This window comes from Pseudarthrobacter sp. MDT1-22 (assembly GCF_054511035.1).
The window spans coordinates 79944-100692 of sequence record NZ_JBTNDK010000017.1; the positions used below are offsets into that span (position 1 = coordinate 79944).

22 protein-coding genes and 1 pseudogene are annotated in these 20749 nt (G+C 66.1%); 7 read left to right on the forward strand and 16 right to left on the reverse strand.

The genetic code is table 11. The annotated features are described in order from the left end of the window. Positions 1-31 precede the first annotated feature (31 nt). Positions 32-649, reverse strand: coding sequence for a uracil-DNA glycosylase family protein (locus ACX80M_RS14165; RefSeq protein WP_056342023.1), 618 nt, complete (start codon positions 647-649; stop codon positions 32-34). 118 nt (positions 650-767) lie between these two features. Here ACX80M_RS14165 and ACX80M_RS14170 point away from each other — a divergent pair, with 118 nt between their 5' ends. Beyond that, positions 768-1274 (forward strand): hypothetical protein, encoded by a 507-nt coding sequence (locus ACX80M_RS14170; RefSeq protein ID WP_252599599.1) that lies wholly within the window; start codon positions 768-770, stop codon positions 1272-1274. On the opposite strand, the gene ACX80M_RS14175 is transcribed toward ACX80M_RS14170, so the two are convergent. The 6 genes from ACX80M_RS14175 to ACX80M_RS14200 all read right to left on the reverse strand — a co-directional run bounded on the left by ACX80M_RS14175 (position 1271) and on the right by ACX80M_RS14200 (position 7358). Beyond that, positions 1271-2734, reverse strand: a complete 1464-nt coding sequence (locus tag ACX80M_RS14175; protein WP_252614929.1) for an amidohydrolase — start codon at positions 2732-2734, stop codon at positions 1271-1273. The two genes, ACX80M_RS14170 and ACX80M_RS14175, sit on opposite strands and share 4 nt — an antisense overlap. 109 nt (positions 2735-2843) lie before the next feature. Beyond that, positions 2844-3230, reverse strand: coding sequence for an RNA-binding S4 domain-containing protein (locus ACX80M_RS14180; RefSeq protein ID WP_056342031.1), 387 nt, complete (start codon positions 3228-3230; stop codon positions 2844-2846). A gap of 99 nt (positions 3231-3329) precedes the next feature. Further along, the gene (locus ACX80M_RS14185; RefSeq protein ID WP_252599698.1) at positions 3330-3983 is read right to left on the reverse strand and encodes a GntR family transcriptional regulator; all 654 of its coding nucleotides are present in this window, start codon (positions 3981-3983) and stop codon (positions 3330-3332) included. A 116-nt stretch (positions 3984-4099) separates the two neighbouring features. After that, entirely contained in the window at positions 4100-5107 is a 1008-nt protein-coding gene (locus tag ACX80M_RS14190; RefSeq protein WP_459309874.1) for a transketolase family protein, read from the reverse strand. Continuing rightward, positions 5104-5970, reverse strand: coding sequence for a transketolase (locus tag ACX80M_RS14195; protein ID WP_252611163.1), 867 nt, complete (start codon positions 5968-5970; stop codon positions 5104-5106). Before ACX80M_RS14195 ends, ACX80M_RS14190 begins: the two co-directional genes overlap by 4 nt. Before the next feature lie 50 nt (positions 5971-6020). Beyond that, complete coding sequence (locus ACX80M_RS14200) at positions 6021-7358, reverse strand: MFS transporter (RefSeq protein ID WP_252611139.1); 1338 nt, start codon at positions 7356-7358, stop codon at positions 6021-6023. Positions 7359-7545: 187 nt separating this feature from the next. Between ACX80M_RS14200 and ACX80M_RS14205 the strand changes: the two genes are divergently transcribed. The 4 genes and pseudogenes from ACX80M_RS14205 (at position 7546) to ACX80M_RS14220 (ending at position 11517) form a co-directional block, all read left to right on the forward strand. After that, entirely contained in the window at positions 7546-8370 is an 825-nt protein-coding gene (locus ACX80M_RS14205) for a sugar phosphate isomerase/epimerase family protein (RefSeq protein ID WP_252611141.1), read from the forward strand. 25 nt (positions 8371-8395) lie between these two features. Continuing rightward, a complete protein-coding gene (locus ACX80M_RS14210; protein WP_252611143.1) occupies positions 8396-9172 on the forward strand; it encodes an SDR family NAD(P)-dependent oxidoreductase in 777 nt (258 codons plus the stop codon). Between the two features lie 44 nt (positions 9173-9216). Then, a pseudogene (locus ACX80M_RS14215) lies at positions 9217-10996 on the forward strand (dihydroxyacetone kinase family protein). Continuing rightward, positions 10993-11517 (forward strand): RpiB/LacA/LacB family sugar-phosphate isomerase, encoded by a 525-nt coding sequence (locus ACX80M_RS14220; RefSeq protein ID WP_459309875.1) that lies wholly within the window; start codon positions 10993-10995, stop codon positions 11515-11517. The pseudogene ACX80M_RS14215 and the gene ACX80M_RS14220 overlap by 4 nt, the downstream one beginning before the upstream one ends. Here the strand turns inward: ACX80M_RS14220 and ACX80M_RS14225 are convergent. The 5 genes from ACX80M_RS14225 to ACX80M_RS14245 form a co-directional block, all read right to left on the reverse strand. After that, positions 11514-12518: an aldo/keto reductase family protein gene (locus ACX80M_RS14225; protein ID WP_252599592.1), complete on the reverse strand. Its 1005-nt coding sequence runs from the start codon at positions 12516-12518 to the stop codon at positions 11514-11516. The two genes, ACX80M_RS14220 and ACX80M_RS14225, sit on opposite strands and share 4 nt — an antisense overlap. Before the next feature lie 80 nt (positions 12519-12598). Then, positions 12599-12781, reverse strand: coding sequence for a hypothetical protein (locus tag ACX80M_RS14230; protein WP_459309876.1), 183 nt, complete (start codon positions 12779-12781; stop codon positions 12599-12601). Continuing rightward, entirely contained in the window at positions 12778-13233 is a 456-nt protein-coding gene (locus ACX80M_RS14235) for an aldo/keto reductase (RefSeq protein WP_459309877.1), read from the reverse strand. The genes ACX80M_RS14230 and ACX80M_RS14235 overlap by 4 nt, the downstream gene beginning before the upstream one ends. Continuing rightward, complete coding sequence (locus tag ACX80M_RS14240) at positions 13209-13442, reverse strand: hypothetical protein (protein WP_459309878.1); 234 nt, start codon at positions 13440-13442, stop codon at positions 13209-13211. The genes ACX80M_RS14235 and ACX80M_RS14240 overlap by 25 nt, the downstream gene beginning before the upstream one ends. Positions 13443-13613: 171 nt before the next feature. Further along, the gene (locus ACX80M_RS14245; protein ID WP_459309879.1) at positions 13614-14501 is read right to left on the reverse strand and encodes a hypothetical protein; all 888 of its coding nucleotides are present in this window, start codon (positions 14499-14501) and stop codon (positions 13614-13616) included. A gap of 230 nt (positions 14502-14731) precedes the next feature. Here ACX80M_RS14245 and ACX80M_RS14250 point away from each other — a divergent pair, with 230 nt between their 5' ends. Beyond that, positions 14732-15133: a YchJ family protein gene (locus tag ACX80M_RS14250; protein WP_252599589.1), complete on the forward strand. Its 402-nt coding sequence runs from the start codon at positions 14732-14734 to the stop codon at positions 15131-15133. Here ACX80M_RS14250 and ACX80M_RS14255 read toward each other — a convergent pair. The 4 genes from ACX80M_RS14255 to ACX80M_RS14270 all read right to left on the reverse strand — a co-directional run bounded on the left by ACX80M_RS14255 (position 15130) and on the right by ACX80M_RS14270 (position 18958). Then, positions 15130-15936 (reverse strand): M48 family metalloprotease, encoded by an 807-nt coding sequence (locus ACX80M_RS14255; RefSeq protein ID WP_252611148.1) that lies wholly within the window; start codon positions 15934-15936, stop codon positions 15130-15132. The genes ACX80M_RS14250 and ACX80M_RS14255 overlap by 4 nt on opposite strands. A 51-nt stretch (positions 15937-15987) precedes the next feature. Continuing rightward, the gene (locus ACX80M_RS14260; protein ID WP_252599587.1) at positions 15988-18018 is read right to left on the reverse strand and encodes an acyl-CoA dehydrogenase family protein; all 2031 of its coding nucleotides are present in this window, start codon (positions 18016-18018) and stop codon (positions 15988-15990) included. Between the two features lie 63 nt (positions 18019-18081). Next, positions 18082-18381 (reverse strand): hypothetical protein, encoded by a 300-nt coding sequence (locus ACX80M_RS14265; RefSeq protein WP_252599586.1) that lies wholly within the window; start codon positions 18379-18381, stop codon positions 18082-18084. Positions 18382-18553: 172 nt separating this feature from the next. Then, positions 18554-18958 carry a PepSY domain-containing protein gene (locus ACX80M_RS14270; protein WP_252599585.1) on the reverse strand — a complete coding sequence of 135 codons (405 nt, stop codon included), beginning with the start codon at positions 18956-18958 and terminating at the stop codon, positions 18554-18556. A 151-nt stretch (positions 18959-19109) separates the two neighbouring features. Here ACX80M_RS14270 and ACX80M_RS14275 point away from each other — a divergent pair, with 151 nt between their 5' ends. Further along, entirely contained in the window at positions 19110-20570 is a 1461-nt protein-coding gene (locus ACX80M_RS14275; protein ID WP_252599584.1) for a DUF3375 family protein, read from the forward strand. Positions 20571-20749 lie beyond the last annotated feature (179 nt).

The following is a 20749-nucleotide window of genomic DNA, read 5'->3' on the forward strand; positions in this document are numbered from 1 at the left end:
ACCCGCGGTGACTGCCGCCGTCGTGCGTTGGTTAGAGGTGCTGGATGCCTGCCCGCTGCATGGCGTCCTTGTAGACGTCCACGCTTTTGGCGAGGAGATCCTCCTGTTTTGCTTCGGAAACAGCAAAGGCCCGCCCGCCGAGCGCGCTGGCCTTGTAGATCTTGATGCCGCTGTTCTTCAGGGAAGAATGGTAGGTCTTCTCGAAGAGGGTGAGGAACGTGGAAGCGTCCGTGCCGTGGGCGATGACTGCGGAGACACGGCGGTTGATCTTCAGGAACTGCCGAAAGGGCCGCAGGCCGTCAGTCTTCTCCTGGACGTTCAGCGCCGACGGAAGCTCCGGATCCCGCACCCACGGGTACGCGTTCCACGGCATCACATAGCGCGGATCAAGCTCGGCAAGTTCGTAAATCTGGGTGGCGCGGCGGGCGGCTTCGTCGTCGTTGAAATGGGAGACGAAGCCGGATTCGGTGCCCTTGCCCGGACTGACGTGGAGGCTGACGATCCGGCATTCGTCCTCGTCGTGCACGGGGTCGATGTAGGGGACGACGGACCCTGGCTTCTTTTCCATCAGTTCATCGCAGAGCTGCGTTACCGCCGCGATGTTTGGTTCCTGTAGCAGGGCCTTTTTTTCGTCCCAGTCAATCGTCACGATCTCTCCCTCAGCAGCACGGCGTCCAGAAACAGGCGTCTTAACCCACTCTACGCTTTTGGGCGTATGGGTGCGCAGTGCAAGTTTGCTCCGGACCGGCGCCTGGCCGGGTAACGTCATGATGATGAACAGGAAAACGCTCAAGTCCGACGGCTTTGCCGGCTTCCGGAGCTTCGACAGCCTTGAGATCATCAGGGTTCCGCAGGGCACCGGGGTGTTCGCCGTTCTTCGGCCGAATGAGTTCGAGCCGCACTTCCTGAAGATCAGCACCGCCGGGACCTTCAAGAAAAAGAATCCCACTCTGCCGGCGGACGCCATATGGGCGGAATGGGTGGACGGCGCCGACATTCTCTACCTTGGCAAAGCCGGGCCGGGAAGCAAGGGCAACCGCGGCCTTCGGAATCAGATCAAGGAGTTCCTGGATTTTGGGCGGGGCAGGCCGCCGGGGCATTGGGACGGCCGCCTCATCTGGCAGCTGATCCACACGGATGAACTCATCATGGCGTGGAAAGAGGTGCCCGCCGAAGAAGTAAACCAAGCCGAGGCCGCGTATCACGCAGCCTTTATTGCGGAGCATGGCCGGCTGCCGTTCGCGAATCTCGTGCAGGCCAAGGTGCGGAACTAAGCCAGGCCGCCGTCGTACGTGAAGCGGCCGGCCACCAGCGTTGCCGCAACCGGCATGGCGGCGAATTCCGGGTCCGGCGAGGCCAGCGGATCGGCGTCGAGCACCACCAGGTCCGCCGGGTCCCCGGCCCGGAGCCGGCTCCGGCCCCTAGCTGAAGCGGCAAGTGCCTGCCGTCGGCTGATGCATTCCTGGGGATGCCACGGCCCGCGGGTGTCCTGCCGGGACCGGGTGCTGGCCGCGGACATCGCAGCCCAAGGATCCAGCGGCGCAACCGGCGCGTCCGAACCCAGCGCCAACGTGGCTCCGGCGTTGAGCAGCGACCTCAGCGGAAACGCCCGCTGCGTGCGGCCGCCCCAGTTGGCCTCCGCGGCGTCGCGGTCATCCAGTGCATGCACCGGCTGCACGCTTGCCGTAACCCCCAGACGCCCAAAGCGGGCCAAATCCTCCGTCCGGACAAACTGCGCGTGTTCAATCCGGCCGCCGATCCCTGCTCGCTCGAAGGCATCCAGCGCCACCTGGTTGGCGCCATCCCCGATCGCATGGACCGCCGGGACAAAGCCGTACTCCCGCGCCCGGCTAAGCAGGGACAACAAGTCATCAACGTTGACAGTCAGCAGCCCGTAGCCGCCGTCGGGGTAGGGATCCACACAAAACGCCGTCCGGGTGTTCAGCGAACCGTCAACGAGCACCTTCAGCGGGCCGGCGCGCAGGAGCCCCTTGCCGCCGTCGAGCTCCAGGCCCGTGCGCATGCCGTCGTGGCGGGCCCGCTCCAGGTCCTCCGGGTAGACACCGGCGTCCACCCTCAGGCTGTTGAATCCACCGGCAAAGCGGCGCAGCCAGACGTCACGGTTCCAGGTCATTTCAAAATCAACGACGCCCACAATGCCCCGGGCGGATGCTGCTTCTGCGGCATCGCGGACCCAGCCGTCCACCACTGAGTCCGGAAGTTGGCCCAGCTCACGGGTCAGCGCAAAAGCAGGTTCCTCCCGCAGCAGGCCGCCGGCGTCAACCTCCACCCCAAACCGCCGGGCGGCAGCGCTGTTCAGCCAGACAGAATGCAGGTCGTGGCTGATCAGGGCGGTGGCCTGGCTGCCGGTGGCGGCGTCGAGCATTTCCAGGGTGGGGACGTCCGCCCACAGGGCGTCGCGGAAGCCCACCCCCACCGTGGTGACCGAAGGATCGGCGTCGCGAACAGAAAGTCCGACGTCGGCCGCCGCCTCTCGCGCGGATGCGGCGGCGGACAGGTCCAGCCTGCTTGAATGCAGCGCCCACTGGGTCATGTGGACGTGCTCGTCCCAGAGCCCCGGAATGACGTAGCGCCCGTCCAGGCTGACCACGCGGGCGTCGCCCGGGATCCCGGCGCCGGCACTGATCCGGGTCACCACGCCGTCAACGATGTAAAGGTCCGAGACTGTGTCCTCGCCGGGCTGTCGGACGGAGGTCAGGACGATGTTGTTCACAGTTTCAATTCTGATAGCTCAGTCGCGGAGCAGGACTCTGACCCGACGGGAACATTGATGAAGGGTTTCGCAGCAGTCTCCACGTACCGACGCTGCCGGCCTCGAGGGCCTAGGTTGCGGGGCCCTTGAGCCGTTCCATCTCGCGGCGGTCCTTCTTGGTGGGACGTCCCGCGCCACGGTCGCGCTGCGGGAGGCCCAGTGCCGGCGCCACCGGCCTTGGCGGCGTGTGGTCGGTGAAGCAGTGCGAAGCCACCTCTGCGCCGACGCGTTTGGCGATCAGGCGGCGGACTTCGAGGGTGCGTTCGAAGCCGGACATCCGCACGGTGACGGTGTCGCCCGTGACCAGAGTGGCCGAGGCTTTGGCCGGGCTTCCGTTCAGCCGCACGTGCCCGGCCCGGCACGACGCGGTGGCGGCAGAGCGTGTCTTGTAGGCGCGGATCGCCCACAGCCACGCATCAATGCGGACGCTGGCGGGGGAGGACGGAAGGATGGTCATGGCTGGCACCGAGTATACGGCGTCGGTCTCCTACGGTCCCTCCCGGAAAATACACAGCCGCGAGCGGCAGGCTGCCCGGGCTGTTCTAAGTCCGCTGCCCTACGCCACAAGGTTCGCGGCAGCGGTGTCCATGTGCTCGCGGATTGTGTTCCGGGCCAGCGAGGCGTCTCCGGTCTCGATGGCGGTGACGATGTCGTAGTGCCGGTCCACGCTCATGTTCTTCACACCCTTGTCCCGGCCCGCGAACATGATGGACATGCGGATGGACCCTTCCAGCGACTCCCAGGAATGCAGCAGGGTTTCGTTGCCGGTCAGGCGGCACAGGGTCCGATGGAATTCCAGATCCGATTCGATGCGTTCCTGCAGGCTGGCCTTCTCTGCGGCGGCCATGGCTTCGATGGCGGCCCGCAGCGAGGTGATGACGTGCTCCCGGTCCGGGAGTTCGCACAGGGTGCGGGCCGCCAGGGATTCAAGTGCTGCCCGGACGGAGTAGATGTCGCGGATTTCCTTCTCATCCAGGTGCCGGACGGAAAGCCGGCCCCGGGGCCCGGGGGAGAGGAGGCCTTCCTGTTCGAGTTGGCGCAGCGCTTCCCGCAACGTGCCGCGGCTGATCTGGAGCATTTCCGACAGCTCGGTTTCCACCAGATGCCGCCCCGGTTCCAGCTCGCCGCTGGTGATGGCGGCGCGCAGTGCCGAGAGGGCCTGCTCGCGAAGGCTCTTCTTTTGCAGTCCCAGCAGCGTTGCTCCGGCCATCATGGTACTTCCTCAATGTCAGTCGTCAACTGTTTACAGTCGATGTGTTAACTGTCGATGGTACGCCAGAAGCGCGGCGCCAGCTGGTGCGGCCCCGCGCTTCCGGCGAAACGCTTCTACTTCAGCTCGGCGAGCACTTTTGCCACGATCTTCTGGACCGTGAGTCCGTAGCGGTCGTGGAGCGTCGGGAGCGCGCCGGCGTCGAGGAACTGGTCCGGCAGCGCCACCGGCACCACGCGTTTGCCAAGTCCGGCGGTGACGATGGCGGACGCAACCGTTTCGAAGAGGCCTCCGATCACGCTGTGGTTTTCCAGCGTCACGGCGAGGCGGTCGGTGTTGATTTCGGCCAGGACGGTGGCGGCGTCGAACGGTTTGATGGTGGGTGTGTGGACGACGGCGACGTCCACGTTGTGTGCCGCGAGGGCTTTCGCTGCCTGCAGGGCGCGCATGGTCATCAGCCCGGAGGAGATGAAGACAACGTCGTTGCCGCCGCGCAAAACCTTGGCTTTGCCGAGCTCGAAGGTGTAGTCGTATTCGTCCAGGACCGTGGGCACGTTGCCGCGGAGCAGGCGCAGGTAGGTGGGTCCGTCGCTGGTGGCGAGTTGGGGGACGGCCTGTTCGATGTCGATCGAGTCGCAGGGGTCCACGATGGTTAGGTTGGGCATGCCGCGGAAGATGGCCATGTCCTCGGTGGCCTGATGGCTGGGTCCGTAGCCGGTGGTAAGGCCCGGGAGCCCGCCGACGATGTTGACATTCAGGTTGGGTTCGGCGCTGTCGAGGCAGAGGAAGTCGTAGGCGCGGCGTGCGGCGAACACGGAGTAGGTGGAGGCGAACGGGATGAGCCCGGTTTCGGCCATGCCTGCGGCGGCGCCGAAGAGGAGCTGTTCGGCCATGCCCATCTGGAAGAACCGTTCGGGGTACGCCTGGGCGAAGATGTGCATGTCGGTGTATTTGCCGAGGTCCGCCGTGAGGCCGACAATCTTGTCGTTCTCCTGCGCGGCTTTGACGAGCGCATGCCCGAACGGTGCGGAGGCAGTTTTCTGGCCGGGGTCGGCGAAGGACGCGATCATTGCCGACGTCTTCAATTTCGGTGCGGGTCCCGTGGAAACAGCTGCGGCGCTCATAGGGCGTCCTTTCCTTCGTAGCCGGCGGTCAGCTGTTCGCGGCACGTCTTCCATTCGTGTTCTTCGATGCGCATGAAGTGCGCCTTTTCGCGCTCCTCCAGCAGCGGGACGCCGCGGCCCACCTTCGTGTCGCAAAGGATCACGGAGGGACGTCCGACGGCGGCGGCCTGGGCGGCTGCGTTGTCGAACGCTGCGAGCAGCGCGGCGATGTTGTTGCCGTCGATGCGCTGGGTGTACCAGCCGAATGCTTCCCACTTCTCGGTGACGGGTTCGGTGCGGAGGACGTTGTCGGTTTTGCCGTCGGCCTGGAGGGCGTTGATGTCCACCATGGCGGTGAGGTTGCCGAGCTGGTGGTGGTGGGCGCCCATGGCCGCTTCCCAGGTGGAGCCTTCGTCGAGTTCGCCGTCGGAGAGGAAGTTATAGATCCTGGCCGAAGAGCCTTGGTAGCGCAGGCCCAGGGCCATGCCGACGGCGATGGGGAGGCCGTGGCCCAGGGATCCGCCGGAGATTTCCATGCCGGGGGTGTAGGTGGACATCCCGGACATCGGCAGGCGGGAATCGTCCGAGCCGTACGTTTCGAGTTCGGTCACGGGGATGGTGCCGGCTTCGGCGAGGGCCGCGTAGTGTCCGATTGCATAGTGCCCGGTGGAGAGCAGGAACCGGTCCCGGGCCTCCCATTCGGGGTCCTCGGCGCGGAAACGGAGCTGGTCGGAGTACACGGTGGCCAGCATGTCTGCCGCGCCGAGGGCCTGGCCCACGTAGCCTTGGCCCTGCACCTCGCCCATGTTCAAAGCGTGATGCCGGATCCGGTACGCCGCGGCGCCGACGCGCTCGAGGCGTTCCGCAGCCGTTTCCTGGATCATGCGTTCCTTCTGGGGGAGTTCGTGTGAGTGCAGTTCGTGAGTCACGGTCATCAGACGCTCACCGACTGGGGCGTGCTTTTGGTGGCCTCATCCGCGAGCTGCCGCTCGCGCTTGCCCCAGGTCTCCCGGGTGACCAAGGCGGCCCACAGGCCGATGGCCGCGTAGAAGCTGAAGAGGAGGGCGGGGCCCATCCAGCCCAGGGAAACGAACAGGAGTGTGGTGACGAAGGGGGTGAATCCAGAGACCATGGCGGAGATCTGGTAGGCCAGTGAGGCGCCGGAGGCGCGGGTCTTGGCCTGGAAGAGCTCGGGGAACCAGGCGCCCTGGGCGCCGGCGAGGGAGTTCTGGCAAACGGCGTAGGAGATGGCGACGGTGGCGATGATGGCGATGAACATTCCGGTGTTGACCAGGAGGAACATCGGGACGCCGAACAACAGTGCGAAGGCTGTGGACCAGATGTAGAGTGGCCGGCGGCCGATCCTGTCCGTAAGCCGTGCCCAGGCCATGGTGGCGAAGATGCCGATGAAGGAAGCGATGCAGAGGGCGACGAGAGTTTCGGTCTTGTCAGCGAGCTGCTGGGTGTGGAGGTAGGAAATCATGTAGGTGATGGAGACGGCGTAGCCGGCGGTCTCGGCGATGCGGAGGCCAATGCCCTTGACGATGCTGCGCCAGTCAGTCTTGATGACCTCGATGATCGGGGACTTCACGATCGCGCCACTGTCCTTGACCTCGTCAAAGACCGGAGATTCGGGGACCTTGGCGCGGATGATCAGGCCCACCACAACCAGGACGATGCTGGCCAGGAATGGAACACGCCAGGCGAGTTCGCCGCCGAGGTTCACGCTGACCAGGAACACGAGGTTGGCGAGCAGGAGGCCAACGGGGAAGCCAGCCTGCACGATGCCGGTGTACTTGCCCTTGGACTTCCAGGGCGCGTGCTCGTAGCTCATCAGGATGGCGCCGCCCCATTCGGCACCGAAAGCAAGGCCCTGGACGATGCGGACGAAGACCAGCAGCGCGGGAGCGAGTAAGCCCACCTGGCCGTAGGTGGGCAGGAGGCCGATGATGAACGTGGCCACACCCATCAGGATCAGGGAGGCCACCAGAACCGGCTTGCGGCCCACCTTGTCGCCGAGGTGCCCGCCGATGATGCCGCCGATGGGGCGGGCGGCGAAGCCGACGCCGAGGGTGGCGAAGGCTGCCAGCGTGCCCGTCACCGGATCGCCGGTGGGGAAGAACGCCGTGCCGAAGTACAGTGCAGCCGCGGTGCCGAAGCCGATGAAGTCATACGTCTCGATAACGGCGCCAACGCCGGACCCGATTGCGACGCGCTTTGCGTCCTTTGTGCCATGCACGTGGCCGCGCATTTTGAGAGCCTCATTGCTCATTGCTGAATCCCTTTCGAAGAGCGAGGAACGCTTCCGCACCGTCGCTGTCGACTGTTAACAAATGATATGCCAGTGTGACCCACATCATGCATCAATGTCAACAGTCAATGTTTGAGGTTGACTGTCAACAATGAAATCATCTACAGTGATTCACATCACCACCCACTCGTTCAGAGGATCAACGACGATGTTCAATTCCCGACTCGGCTGCTCTTCCATCAGCTTCAGGCACCAAGACCTGCCGGCCGCTCTGCGGACTATCAGCGGCCTGGGCTTCGACGAAATCGATCTCGGCGCCCTCCCGGGAGTATGCGACCACGTGCCGTACGACCTGGATGCAGCTGCCGTTACTGCGGTGACGGCGGAAGTTGCAGCCTCCGGCCTGCGCGTCCGTTCCGTCAACGGAGATATCGGCGATCTCAACGCAGTGCTCGACGACGGCCAGCAGGTTTCCCGCGAACGGCACCTCGAGGCGCTGCTCACGCTCGCCGCCAACACCGGGGCGAAGGCGCTGGTCCTTCCGTGCGGGGCGCTGAGCCACGAACCGGTTCGGAGCGTCGACGAGGACCTGGACCAAATTGCCGCCCACCTGGTCCATGCCGGACAGCGGGCGGCGGAGTTCGGTGTCGAGCTCTGGACCGAATCCCTGCACTTCCTGAGGTTCTGCTGGAACCTGGAACGCGCGGAACTGCTGGCCGGGCGGCTGGCGGATACCGGCGTCGGAATTGTTATGGACTTCAGCCATATTGTCGCCGCCGGCGAAGATCCGCTGGAGTACCTCTCCCGCCACGAGGGCCGGATCTCCCACGTCCACCTCCGCGATGCCGTGCCCGGCAACATCAACCTCAGCATCGGCAACGGCCAGGCAGACTTCGCCGCCGGGCTCAGCGGCCTCGCGGCGAGTGGCTACACCGGCCACTTCTCCCTCGAGCTCGAAACCAGCGACGTCACGCACGACGAACGCCCCGCGGCCGCCGCCAAGGCTGCCAGCTACATCACCGACCTCATCTGACACAACACACCATCCAAGGAGCATCATGACCACCACCATCCAGCGCACCGCCGTCCTCACCGGGGCAACCTCGGACCGCGGCATCGGCATCACCACCGCCCGCCGCTACGCCAGCCAGGGCTGGGCGGTGGTTATCCTGGACCTGGACGGCGAGAAGTCCGCAAAAGTCGCCGCAGACATCGGCAATGAGTTCAACGTGCCTGCCTTCGGCCACGAGATCGACGTCGCCAACGAAAGCTCCGTCAACACCGCCTACGCGGCGGTCAAGGCGGAGATCATTGCCGGCATCCTGCCCCCGGTCGGAGCCCTCGCCAACATCGCCGGCATCACCTCCCCGGTCCCGTTCCTGGAGACCACGCTGGAGCTCTGGCACAAGGTGATGGACGTCAACGCCACCGGCACCTACCTGGTGACCAAGGCGTTCCTGCCGGACATGATCGAGAACGGCTGGGGCAGGATCGTCAACATGTCCTCGGTCTCCGCCCAGCGCGGCGGCGGCGTGTTCGGCAAGGTCCCCTACTCCGCCGCGAAGGCCGCGATCCTGGGCCTGACCAAGGCGCTGGCCCGCGAAATTGGCGCCACCGGCGTCACCGTGAACGCCATCACGCCCGGCGCCGTGGATACCAACATCCGGGTGGGCAGCACCGACGAGCAGGAAGCCGCCATCAACGCCGGCATCCCCCTGGGGCGGAACGCCACGACCGAAGAGATCGCGGCCGTCATCACGTTCCTGTCCTCCGAGGAATCCGCGTACCTCACCGGAACCACCATCGACATCAACGGCGGAAGCCACATCCACTAACAGCGCTCCACCCAGAAGACTAAGTCCACGTCAGAGAGCCCACCATGACCAAGATTTTCAACAATCCCTCCGAATTCGCAGAAGAGGCCCTGGCCGGATTCTGCGACATCCATTCCGGGCTGGTGCGTCAGGTCCCCGGCGGCGCCGTGCGGCGCCACCGCCCCGCCAAGCCCAAAGTGGCGGTCCTCGCCGGCGGCGGTTCCGGACACTACCCGGCGTTCGCCGGGCTGATCGGCACCGGACTGGCCGACGGCGCCGTGGTGGGCAACATCTTCACGTCGCCTTCGGCGCAGCAGGCCTACGCCGTGGCCAAGTCCGCGGATTCGGGCGCCGGCGTCATCTTCACCTACGGCAACTACTCCGGGGACGTGATGAACTTCGGCATGGCCAGCGAACGCCTCGCCGCCGAAGGGATCCAGGTCGAGAACGTCCTGGTCACCGACGACATCGCCAGCGCACCGCCGTCGGAATCCGACAAACGCCGCGGCATCGCCGGTGACTTCACGGTCTTCAAGATCATGGGCGCTGCAGCTGAGGCGGGCGCTGACCTGGCCGACGTCGTCCGCCTGGGCCGGAAGGCCAACAGCCTGACGAGGACCATCGGCAGCGCTTTCCACGGCTGCACGTTTCCCGGCGCCGACGCCCCGCTGTTTACGCTCCCGGACAAGCAGATGGGCCTCGGCCTGGGAATCCACGGCGAACCCGGCCTGTTCGACACCGATTTGCCGTCCGCCAAGTGAACTCGGCCAGGAATTTGTGGCCCGGCTGCTGGCCGAAACCCCGCCCGGCGCCGGCGACCGGCTCGCGGTGATCCTCAATGGGCTGGGGTCCACCAAGCACGAGGAGCTCTTTGTCCTCTGGCTGACCGTGGCCCCGCTCCTGCGGGACGCCGGCTACACGCGGGTGAAGCCCGAGGTGGGCGAGCTCGTCACCAGCCTCGACATGTCCGGCGTCTCCCTCACCATCACCTGGCTGGATGCGGAGCTGGAACCGCTCTGGACGGCGCCCGCGGAAACCCCTGCGTACCGCCGAGGAACTACCGCCGTTCAGTCAGGGGACGCCTCCGGCGAGGAAACGTCCGACGCCGGGACGGCCGATGCGCCATTCGAGGCCGACGCCGACTCCCGCACCTACGCCGTCCAGTGCGTTGCGGCGCTCGAAGCCGCCCGCCAATCGCTGCATGCGGCCGAGTCGCGGCTGGGGGACCTCGATGCCGTGGCCGGCGACGGTGACCACGGCCGCGGAATGGTCCGCGGGATCGACGCCGCCGCCACAGCAGGCGCCGCGGCCGGTACCCGAGGTGCCGGGGCGGGCTCGGTCCTGGTCGCCGCCGGTGACGCCTGGGCAGACAAGGCCGGCGGCACCTCCGGAGTTCTATGGGGTGCGGGGCTGCGGGCGTTGGGCGAATCCTTGGGGGACCACAGGGTCCCTGGCGCCGAGGAACTGGCGGCCGGAATGAGCGCCTTCGCTGCCAGAATCACTGACCTGGGGAAGGCCGGACCGGGCGACAAGACAATGGTGGATGCGCTCCTGCCGTTCACGGAAGCCTTCACCCGGCTGGTGCAGGAGGGTGCAGAACCGCGTCAGGCCTGGGCCTCCGCGGCCCTTGACGCTGTGGCGGCGGCCGAGGCCACGGCCGCACTCCGCCCACTGAAGGGACGGGCGCGGCCACTGGCGGAGAAGAGCCTGGGCACGCCGGACCCCGGAGCCACGTCCCTCGCCATGATTTTCACGGTCATGGGGCCCTTCCTGGCAGGTTCGGGCCAGCCCGGCTCCAGTCAATCACGTATCACATCCAACCAGACCGCAAGGGCACTTTCATGACCATGGACCCAGCAACCCCCACTCCAGCAACCCCCACTCCAGCAACCCCGGGACTGCGTCTGGTCTTGGGCGCCGATGAGGCCGGCGTCGACTACAAAAACCGCATCCTGGCCGACCTGCAGGACGACCCGAGGATCAGCGAAATCATCGACATCGGGGTCAACCGGAGCGACGCCCCGGCGGACTTCGTCAGGCCCTACCCGTACGTTGGTATTGCGGCGGGAGAGCTGATCCGCGACGGGCGTGCCGACCGTGCCATTCTGTTCTGCGGGACAGGAATCGGTGTGGCGATTGCCGCCAACAAGGTGGACGGAATCCGCGCCACGACGGCCCATGATTCGTTGTCCGTGGAGCGGTCCGTACTGTCCAATGACTGCCAGGTCCTCGCCATGGGGCAGCGCGTTGTGGGAGTGGAACTGGCCAGCAGGCTGGCCCGAGAATGGATCGGCTACACGTTCGACCCCAGCTCGGCCTCGGCGGACAAGGTCAAGGTGCTCACGGACTTCGAGGGCTGCTCCTAGGCTTCCCGGGTGGCGGGGGACTTGGTCTGCGCCGGATCGCGTTCCGCGAGTGAGCCGATGGCGTCGTCGATCTTCTTCAGGACCTCAGGCTCCAGCGTCACACCCGCAGCGGCCACGGTGTCTGCGAGCTGCTCAGGGCGCGACGCCCCGACGATGGCGGAGGCAACGTTCGGGTTCTGCAGCACCCAGGCAACCGCGAGTTGGGGCATGGTGAGCCCGGCTTCCGCGGCGATCGGCTTGAGGTCCTGGACACCGGCGAGGACGTCGTCACGCATCCAGCGCTGGATCATCCTGGCGCCGCCCTTGTCATCCGTGGCGCGGCTGCCTTCGGGCGCAGGCTGGCCGGGCAGGTACTTTCCGCTCAGCACACCCTGCGCCATGGGGGACCAGACGATCTGGGACACGCCCAGCTCCTCCGACGCCGGCACAACCTCGGCCTCGATGACGCGCCACAGCATGGAGTACTGCGGCTGGTTGGAGATCAGCTGGAAACCCAGTTGCCTGGACAGGGCATGGCCCTCGCGGAGCTGCTCCGCGGTCCACTCGCTGACGCCGATGTACAGCGCCTTGCCTTGGCGGACAATGTCCGCGAACGCCTGCATGGTCTCTTCCAACGGCGTTTCGAAGTCGTACCGGTGGGCCTGGTAGAGGTCCACGTAGTCCGTCTGGAGCCGGCTGAGCGAGCCGTTGATCGACTCCATGATGTGCTTGCGGGACAGGCCCAGATCGTTTTTGCCCTTGGGGCCGGTGGGGCCGAAGACCTTGGTGAAGATCTCCAGGGACTCCCGGCGTTCGCCCTTCAGTGCCTCGCCGAGGACTGTTTCCGCTGCTGTGTTGGCGTAGACGTCCGCCGTGTCAAAGGTGCTGATGCCGGCGTCGAGCGCGGCCCGCACGCACTGGGTGGCGACGTCGTTCTCCACCTGTGAGCCGTGCGTCAGCCAGTTGCCGAACGTGATTTCCGAGACTTTGAGGCCGCTGTTTCCGAGGTATCTGAATTCCATGGTTTCCACGCTAGCGGAGATAGTTATTGAGGGAAAGGGCTTTCCGCAAACGCACGACGGCGTTGCGGCCGCCCCCGCGATCAGCGGCGGCGGAGTTCCGCGTACTCCAGGGACGGCACTATCGCCCCGGCGTCGCGCTCCACGAAGTTGGTCCCAGGCGGCACCAGTTCGTCGATCGCGTCCAGCACGGACTCCCCCAGGAGGGTGTCCGCGGCCTTGAGATAGGCCTTGAGATGGTCCTCGGTGCGCGGGCCGATGATCACACTGCTGACGGCGGGTGGTTCAGCGCGAACCCGATGGACAGTTCCACGAGCGAGATTTCCAGCTTGTCGGCCAGCCGGGCCAGCGCGTCCGCAGCCAGCAGCTTCCGCTCGCTGGACGGCCCGGAAATGTCGGAGCGTCCCGGAAGTGAATGGACTCGGGTTGGCGGTTTGCCGGCATCGAGGACGAACTCGCCGGACAACCAGCCCCCGGCCAGCGGACCGTAGGCGAGTACACCCAGGCCGTACTGCTGCGCAATGGGCAGGACATCGCGTTCGTTGCCGCGGACCAGCATCGAATAGGGGACCTGGTTGGCTACGGGCGGGATCAGGTGGTTGGTGGTGGCCAGCCACTGGGCCTCCACGAGTTGCGCCGGGGTGAACACCGAGGTGCCGTAGTAGAGGATCTTTCCCTGCCGGATGAGGTCGTTCAGGGCGGTGATGGTCTCGAGCACGTCGGTGTTGTAGTCCGGCCGGTGCGCCTGGTACAGATCGATCCGGTCTGGATGATGCGGATGCTTTCATCCGCGCCGGTGGGGGCGCCGCCTGCCTGGAGGCCGCCGGCTGCGCCGCCCGACCCTTCGCCAAAGTTCATGGTGCCCAGTGTGAGCGGGCTGATGGGCGTGCCGGACTGCCCGAACCCACGAAGTTCGCTGAGGCTCATCCCCGGCTCCTCACAATCGATTTCCCACGCGGATTGCTGTGGATCGTCACGACGCTACACAAATTCGGGGCCAGCCCGCAGGAAGATGCCACAGTGCTTCGCTTTTCGTAGCACGGGGTAACGCGGGCCGGGGCAGCGACGGTTTGTGACGGCCCGGGAACCGCACGGTCCTCAGCTCCGGTCGGCAGGCAGCTTGGCCTTGAGGACGTTCGCGTGGCCGGACAACGACACCAGCGATCCGGTGTCCAGCAGGGACAGGGGCGCGGGGGTGGGCGGCTTCGTGAAGGAGCGGGCGGCTCCAAGGCCGGCGCTCTCACGGCTGGGGTCGCGGTTGGAGTTGTCCCGCGCAGGGTTGTCCTGGTGCAGCGCTGACTCCACCAACGGAGCCACCGCTTCCACCTTCGCCGCGGGAACGGAGGGACCGGGAAGATCGCGGACCGAGATCTTGATTTCGGGGGCGGCCGCCCGGGCGCGCGCCATGGCCCGGGCATCCGCTTCGGCCACCGCGGCAGCCCAGTCCTCGGCGAGCACCGGGGGTTCCTTGCGGGCCGCGGTGAGCAGCGGGTGATGCTCCACTGCATGGTGGAAGCGGGGCCGGAGTTCGGAGGGTTTCAGGAAGGTGCGGGCGTCTTGAAGGGCTTTGCGCCAGCTGCGCGGCGCGCTCACTGCGGCCACGGCGGCCGCGCTGTGGGCAAACATCGTGGACAGGGCTGCGCCGGTTGTCGTCCGTAGGGCGCCGGCCCGTGCCACCAATGCTGCCCGCAGCACCCCGGCGCGGGCCGGCTGGCCGGCAGACGGGGCGGCAGCGCCGTCGTCGTGCGTTCCGTCGAGGGCGCCCGACGGCGGCACGGACTCCCCGGTCAGGCGGACCAGGGGGAGGGTTTCGTGTTTGGGGAGCCGCCCAAAGAGGGCCATTACGGTCAGCACAAACAGCCGCCCGGCGCCGGCAAGCAGCAAGGTGATGACCACCAGCAGGAACAGGCCCAGGAACATCAGGAGCGCCAGGCCGAGCGTGCCGAAAAAAGTCAGGTTGAGAGCGATCGTCGTTGAATCTCCCACGTCATCTCTCCTCTCTGCCGGCGGCGGAGTCCGTCCCGGCACTCATCACCACGGGCAACAGCCCTCCTCCACCTTACGGACTATTTTTCGGTCCTGCCGCTCCCGGGCGGGGTTCGTCCGAGGTTGTTTCGAAGCTGTTACCGGATATGACAACACCGGCTGCGGCCTATAGTCGGAAGGGACCCACGATGCCGCCGGAAAGCGGTCCGGACAACCGCGACAGGAGCACCATGCCCGAGAATCCGATCAACGCCGGCCCGTGCGTTTGCCTGTCCGGCGAGGCCTACGCGGACTGCTGCGGACGGTTCCATAATGGCGGGGCCGAAGCCGCCACGGCGGAGCAGCTGATGCGCTCCCGCTACAGTGCGTTTGTCCTGCGGAACGCCGAATATCTCCGGAAAACCTGGTATCCGGACACCGCACCTTCGGATCTGGAGCTGGATCCTGCCATGGAGTGGCGCCGCTTGGACATCCTGTCCACGAGCCGCGGCGGCCCGCTGGATACTGAGGGGACCGTGGAGTTCAAGGCCCACTTCCGGCACGACGGCGAACGCGGAGTCCACCACGAAACCAGCCGTTTTGTCCGCGAGAACCGCCGCTGGTACTACGTCGACGCCGTGATGCTCGCCTAGCCCCCGTTGTACGTTTCGTCCGGCGTGAAGCCTGCCCGGTCCACCTTGCGGTGGAAGTGCATGCCCGCCAGGCCGCCGAGCACGGCACCCACCAGCGCGACCAGGGCCACCACAACGGCGGCAATGATGCTGGTGAGCGTCAGTTCGCCTTCGTTGATGGGGATCCGGGGGAAGCTGTTCAGGTTGGCCAGGACGTTGAACTGCTGGCCGGCGATGATGCCCAGCAGAGCAATCACCACCGCGGCAATAAGCGCCCAGATCCACACCATAAAACCCTGCCGGGCGCCGTTGAACCGGGCCATCCGGCCGGCAACGTAGCCGCCGGAGTAGTAGGAGACGAACAGGACCACCAGCAGGACAATGATGCCCACCAGCCCGACGGCGCCGTTGGTCGTCACCTGGTTGACGGCCTCGTTCACGTCGGTGTTGTTCGCCAGGCCTACCGCGGTTCCGGCTGCGGCCACAAAGGCTGTGAGCAGGACGGCCATGCCGGTGGCAGCGAGCCAGCCGAAAAAGGCCGAGCCCACTTTGATGCCGCCGAACTGCTCCTTCTCCCTGGCTACGGCCGTCTGCTGGTCGGTCAGGCGCGGATCCGTCAGGCGTGGATCCAGCACCGAAGCGTCGGCCATCGGCGCTGGGGCTGCCCGGGCATATCCCGGCTCGGCATAGGACTCTGGCGTCTGTTCGAAGGCTCGCGTGGGCTCGCCACTGGCGAAGGATTGATCACGAGCAGTTTCATTCCGTAGATTCGCGTTCCGCGTCGTCGGCGGAAGCCTGTCCTCTGGGTCCGTTTGGTTGCTCATGGGTCAACTCAACCACTGGTGACCAGCGATAACAAGGATGCTTATGAGTTGCTAGCGGTACTTCCGGTGCAGGTTCTCCTTGGTGGACGCCCCCGGCGTGGCATCGGCGATCCACGGGCCGGTGCCCTCCGACGGATCCAGTACGCCCGCCTCAAGCCAGGTGTAATCCCCGGCCAGGACCTTGCGCGAAAGGATGTGGTCGACGTCGTCCGTGTTCCGCCACAGCTGGTCAAAGTACTCGTCAATGCGGACGCGGGCCTGCTCGCAATATGCCTCTGCAAGTTCGTAGGCACTGGCGGCACGTTCGGGCGTGGTGCGAAGGATCATCTCTGCCCGGGAACAGCAGGCGGCCATGGCGAACAGCTCGGCGCCGATATCCACCACCCGGCCCAGGAACGCCTGCTTGTACTCCAGCTTCGCCTGCCAGCGCCCCATGCCGTAGAACGTCTGGCGGGCCAGCCGGCGCGAGGACCGTTCCACAAAGCGCAGTTGCTTGGCCAGCCTGCCGAAGTCGCTGTAGGACCGGGGGTCCATTCCGGCGCCGGCCACCAGTTTGGGCAGCCAGCGGGCATAAAAACCTGAAGCCCCGACGGCGGCCCTCGCTTTGTCCTGGAGGCTCGCGTCCACGGACGCAAGGTCGCCCGCGGCGGCCAGGTGGGCGTCCACGGCTTCCCGGGCGATGAGGAGTTTCATGATCTCCGAGGAGCCCTCGAAGATCCGGTTGATCCGGAGGTCGCGCAGCTGCTGCTCGGCCGGAACCGCGCGTTCTCCGCGGGCTTCCAAGGACTCCGCCGTCTCGAAGCCACGGCCGCCGCGGATCTGGACCAGTTCGTCGGCGATCCGGTAGCTGATCTCGGAGGACCACAGCTTGGCCAGGGCAGCCTCGATCCGCACGTCCTTCTGCCCGGCGTCGGCGAGTTCCGCGGACAGTTCGAAGACGGCGTCCAGGGCGAAGGCCGATGCGGCGATAAAGGCGATCTTCTTGCCCACGGCCTCGTGCTTGCCCACCGGCTGACCCCACTGGGTGCGGGCGTTGGACCATTCCCGGGCGATCTTCAGGCTCCAGCGGCCGGACGCGACGCACAACGCCGGCAGGGAAAGCCGGCCCGTGTTCAGAGTGGTGAGGGCGATCTTCAGGCCCTGGCCCTCGCGGCCCAGCCTGTTTGCCGCAGGCACCCGCACCTGGTGGAAGCGGGTGACACCGTTTTCGATCCCACGCAGCCCCATAAACGTGTTGCGGTTCTCCACGGTGATGCCGGGGGAGTCCATTTCCACCACAAAGGCGCTGATGCCGCCCTTATGTTCGGTGCCGTCCTTATCGGTGTGGGCCGGCACCACGGCCATCACCACCACCAGCTCGGCGATCACACCGTTGGTGGTCCAGAGTTTCACGCCGTCCAGGACGTAACTCCCGCCGTCGTCCGTGGGAACGGCGGTGCTGCCCATCCGGGCGGGATCGCTGCCCACGTCCGGTTCCGTCAGGAGGAAAGCCGTGATGGCGCCGGCGGCGCAGCGCGGCAGGTACTCGCGTTTCTGGTCCGGCGTGCCAAAGACCTTCACGGGCTCGGGGACGCCGATGGACTGGTGCGCGGAGATCAGGGCGCCAATGCTCGGGTGGACACTGCCGAGCAGCGCCAGGGCCCGGCCGTAGTAGACCAGGGACAGGCCGAGCCCGCCGTACTCCTGCGGGATTTTCATGCCAAAGACGCCCAGGCCCGCCAGGCCCTGGAGGTACTCGTCCGGGATCCGGGCCTCGCGTTCGATCACGCGCCCGGACATGGTGCGGGCGTACGCGGTGAGGCGCTCCATGAAGGCCTCACCGCGTACCACGTCATCGGCGTTCGCTTTCGGCCAGGGGTGGATGAGGCTGAGGTCGAAATTCCCCAGGTAGAGTCCCTTGGCGAAGCTGGGCCGGTCCCAGTCGAGTTCGCGGGAGGCTTCAGCAAGTGCCCGGGCGTCCGCCGCGGTGGCTTCGGGCCCAATATTGGCCGCGGCGACGGGGACTTCGGCGTCCGGGGCATCCGTGGCAGGAACTTCGGTGGCAGGTGGGTTCGTGGCGGGACTGTCAGTGGCGAAGCTCATGGGGTATCTCCTCTGACCGGGATGGCCGGTTCAAGCCATGGATCCGCCGGGTTGGAGAACCCTTCAGCTGTCTCTCAACATTACCCGCGGGTAGCTTCCAGTGCTAGGGGATGGCTGGCCCTGGAAGTCCCCCGGGGATCCGGTGGAGGCGTGGTGGACCAGCCTGTCCCAGCCGCTGTTGATCCCGTGGACCACCGTCAGCAGCGTCGTGGAGGCGAGGAACCAGGCGAACTTGCCTACCCCAACCATGACCAGGGCCAGGAAGCCCGCTGTCAGGACGAAGGCCACCAGGACCAGGCCAAACACCAGGGTTCCGATGAACACCATGGTGGCCGTCTCCACTGCACTTAAGTCGAACTGCATTGTTCCCCCTGCTGCGCCGTTGCTTCGGTTGAGATCAGTAGCATGAGCGTAGGGGGTGCTGAGGCGTCCCAGCCAGACCTGCCCCGCCGTCACGGCGGGTTGATGCGGGATCGCAATGCTACCGGGACGTAGGTCACGGAGCGGTCGCGGAAGTCACTGTCCGCGCTTGCCTTCAGTCGTCGTCGAACTCCGGGGCGGCCTGGTTCAGGACCGCGAAGTCGGCGCCGAGCCCCACCTCAACCTGGGAACCGTTGTCCAGCCTGACTTCAACCTCGTACGCGACGTTCCCGTCATTTTCCCGTTCCACCTCGATGACACTGCCCTGGCCCACCCTGGCCAATGCGGCGTTCGCGGCCTGGTCATGGTCCGCAGTGTTAAGTGGTGCCAGATTGGAATCGTCGTCCCGCTCAGGCCCCGGGACGGTGGACACCGGCACTGACCGGTCGACGTTGACCCCGATCTTGCTCAAGGGCTGATCTCCGCTGGTCCCGGTGCTCGCGGCGACCGCCACTGTCGCGCCACCCAGAATGACAGCCGCAGCCGCCAGGCCGGTGATCAGTGCAGCTTTTTCACGCATGACAAACTCCTCTCAGGTGATCTAAACAGTGTGCTCCCGCGGCCAGCAAGGTACAACGATTATTCGGTCGCGGGGCCTGCGTTAACCTTGTAGTTGGCAGCTTTCGCGATCCGCGCTGCCCAACCATCCCCCAGCAGCTGAAGGAGAGTGCGTGCCCCGCTCCGCCAGGTCATCCGCTGACGCGATCAGTGCCCGGCTCCGGGACCTCGAACTCCTCACAAAGGGACCCGCCTGGGCCCTGACGCGCTCGGCGCCCTGGGTGATCGCGGTGCTGCAGGCATCCTTTACCCGCACGCGTCCGCAGCTTCCGCTCGAGGAGTTCCACGCCGACGTCGACTCCTTCCTTGAACAGCTCCGGCGCCAGGAGCCCGGGCCGGGTGGTGCCGCCATCGGCACGTCGTCCGGCAGGAACTATGCGGACGAGTGGACACGCAAGCATTTCCTGACCCGCCGCAACCAGTCGGGGCAGATCGTTTACGAGGTGACCGAGCCGGCCGCCCGCGTGCTTGCCTTCCTGGACAGCCTTTCCAGCGAGCGTTCCACACTGAACGGTTCGCGGCTGGGTACCCTCCTCGGCGACGTGGAGAAGCTGGCCAATGAGACCAATCCGGACCAGAGTGCCCGGCTGGAATCCCTTGAGGACGAGATCGGGGAACGGCAGCAGCTGATCCAGGACATCAGCTCCGGCGACTTTGACGGCCTGCTGGACGACGACGAAGCGGTGGAAGCCGCCGGGAACATCCTGGACCTCGCCGCCAGCCTGCCCGCCGACTACAAAAAGATGCGCGACCGCATCGAGGAACTGGTGGGCGAGCTGCGCAACCAGATCATCGAGGAGTCGCTGAGCAAAGGCGCCACCATGGCGCAGGTGCTCGACGCGGACAAGCGGCTGCGGCAGAGCCCCGAAGGCAGGACCTTCCGCTCCTTCACCGCATTCCTGGAAGACCCGCAGCAGCAGCTCCGGTTCCGGTCGGCCATCGGTGAGGTCCTCAGCCGGCAGTTCGCCGACGACCTTTCCCCGGAGGACCGCGAGACGCTCAAGAACCTGGTGGCCGAGCTCCGCCACCAGCACAGCCAGATCCAGCGGATCTACGGCAAGCTCAGCGAAAGCCTGAACACCTACGTCCAGAGCGACGACTTCCGCCAGTCCGTCCGCCTCCGGAAGGTCCTGCGCGAAGCCGAGCAGGCCATCAGGACCCTGCCGTATGAACGCGAACGGCCTGGCCTGGTCCGCGGTCCGGAGCTGTTCAACGCCGGGTTCGAATCGCTGGCCATGGTCAAGCTCTACGACCCGGACGAGTTCGCCGTCCCGCCCAAGCTGGCCGACCCCATCGCCTTCAGCGACTCCGACCGCGTGCGCTCGCCGAGGACAGGCAAGGCCCGTCCCGAGGCCATCCGGGCCGCCGTGGCCGGCGCGTCCACCCTGGCCGAGGCCTGGGGACAGCTCCCGCCGGAGGAACAGCACATCAACTCCATCCGCGCACTCCTCTCGCACGCCCTCCAGGAAGGCGCGGCCTTTGACCGCGACGCCTGGCATGGCCTGGACTACGAACAGATCGACGGCACCACCCGCACGGCGTACCTGCCGGTGGTCACCCTCAAGAAGGATTGACGATGACTGAAGAAATTACGACGGCGGCACCCCCCGTTGAGGAGGCCGCACCGGCGGTTGAGCCCGAGATCCAGGGGATTTCGATGCTCCTATGGTTGTCAAGCGGCGTTTTGGAGGGTTTCGTGGCCTTGTTGGATCTTGATGAGGATGGGATGAATTTCGCGGCAGACGTAGCGTTT

Bases quoted from the DNA above. Each gene is read 5' to 3' on its own strand.
- ACX80M_RS14250 (WP_252599589.1), top strand. From the start codon at position 14,732: ATGCCCGAGAATCCGATCAACGCCGGCCCGTGCGTTTGCCTGTCCGGC.
- ACX80M_RS14195 (WP_252611163.1), bottom strand. From the start codon at position 5,970: ATGATCCAGGAAACGGCTGCGGAACGCCTCGAGCGCGTCGGCGCCGCG.
- ACX80M_RS14270 (WP_252599585.1), bottom strand. From the start codon at position 18,958: ATGCGTGAAAAAGCTGCACTGATCACCGGCCTGGCGGCTGCGGCTGTC.
- ACX80M_RS14170 (WP_252599599.1), top strand. From the start codon at position 768: ATGATGATGAACAGGAAAACGCTCAAGTCCGACGGCTTTGCCGGCTTC.
- ACX80M_RS14225 (WP_252599592.1), bottom strand. From the start codon at position 12,518: ATGGAATTCAGATACCTCGGAAACAGCGGCCTCAAAGTCTCGGAAATC.
- ACX80M_RS14210 (WP_252611143.1), top strand. From the start codon at position 8,396: ATGACCACCACCATCCAGCGCACCGCCGTCCTCACCGGGGCAACCTCG.
- ACX80M_RS14185 (WP_252599698.1), bottom strand. From the start codon at position 3,983: ATGGCCGGAGCAACGCTGCTGGGACTGCAAAAGAAGAGCCTTCGCGAG.
- ACX80M_RS14260 (WP_252599587.1), bottom strand. From the start codon at position 18,018: ATGAGCTTCGCCACTGACAGTCCCGCCACGAACCCACCTGCCACCGAA.
- ACX80M_RS14255 (WP_252611148.1), bottom strand. From the start codon at position 15,936: ATGAGCAACCAAACGGACCCAGAGGACAGGCTTCCGCCGACGACGCGG.
- ACX80M_RS14200 (WP_252611139.1), bottom strand. From the start codon at position 7,358: ATGAGCAATGAGGCTCTCAAAATGCGCGGCCACGTGCATGGCACAAAG.
- ACX80M_RS14205 (WP_252611141.1), top strand. From the start codon at position 7,546: ATGTTCAATTCCCGACTCGGCTGCTCTTCCATCAGCTTCAGGCACCAA.
- ACX80M_RS14240 (WP_459309878.1), bottom strand. From the start codon at position 13,442: ATGAGCCTCAGCGAACTTCGTGGGTTCGGGCAGTCCGGCACGCCCATC.
- ACX80M_RS14265 (WP_252599586.1), bottom strand. From the start codon at position 18,381: ATGCAGTTCGACTTAAGTGCAGTGGAGACGGCCACCATGGTGTTCATC.
- ACX80M_RS14220 (WP_459309875.1), top strand. From the start codon at position 10,993: ATGACCATGGACCCAGCAACCCCCACTCCAGCAACCCCCACTCCAGCA.
- ACX80M_RS14190 (WP_459309874.1), bottom strand. From the start codon at position 5,107: ATGAGCGCCGCAGCTGTTTCCACGGGACCCGCACCGAAATTGAAGACG.
- ACX80M_RS14180 (WP_056342031.1), bottom strand. From the start codon at position 3,230: ATGACCATCCTTCCGTCCTCCCCCGCCAGCGTCCGCATTGATGCGTGG.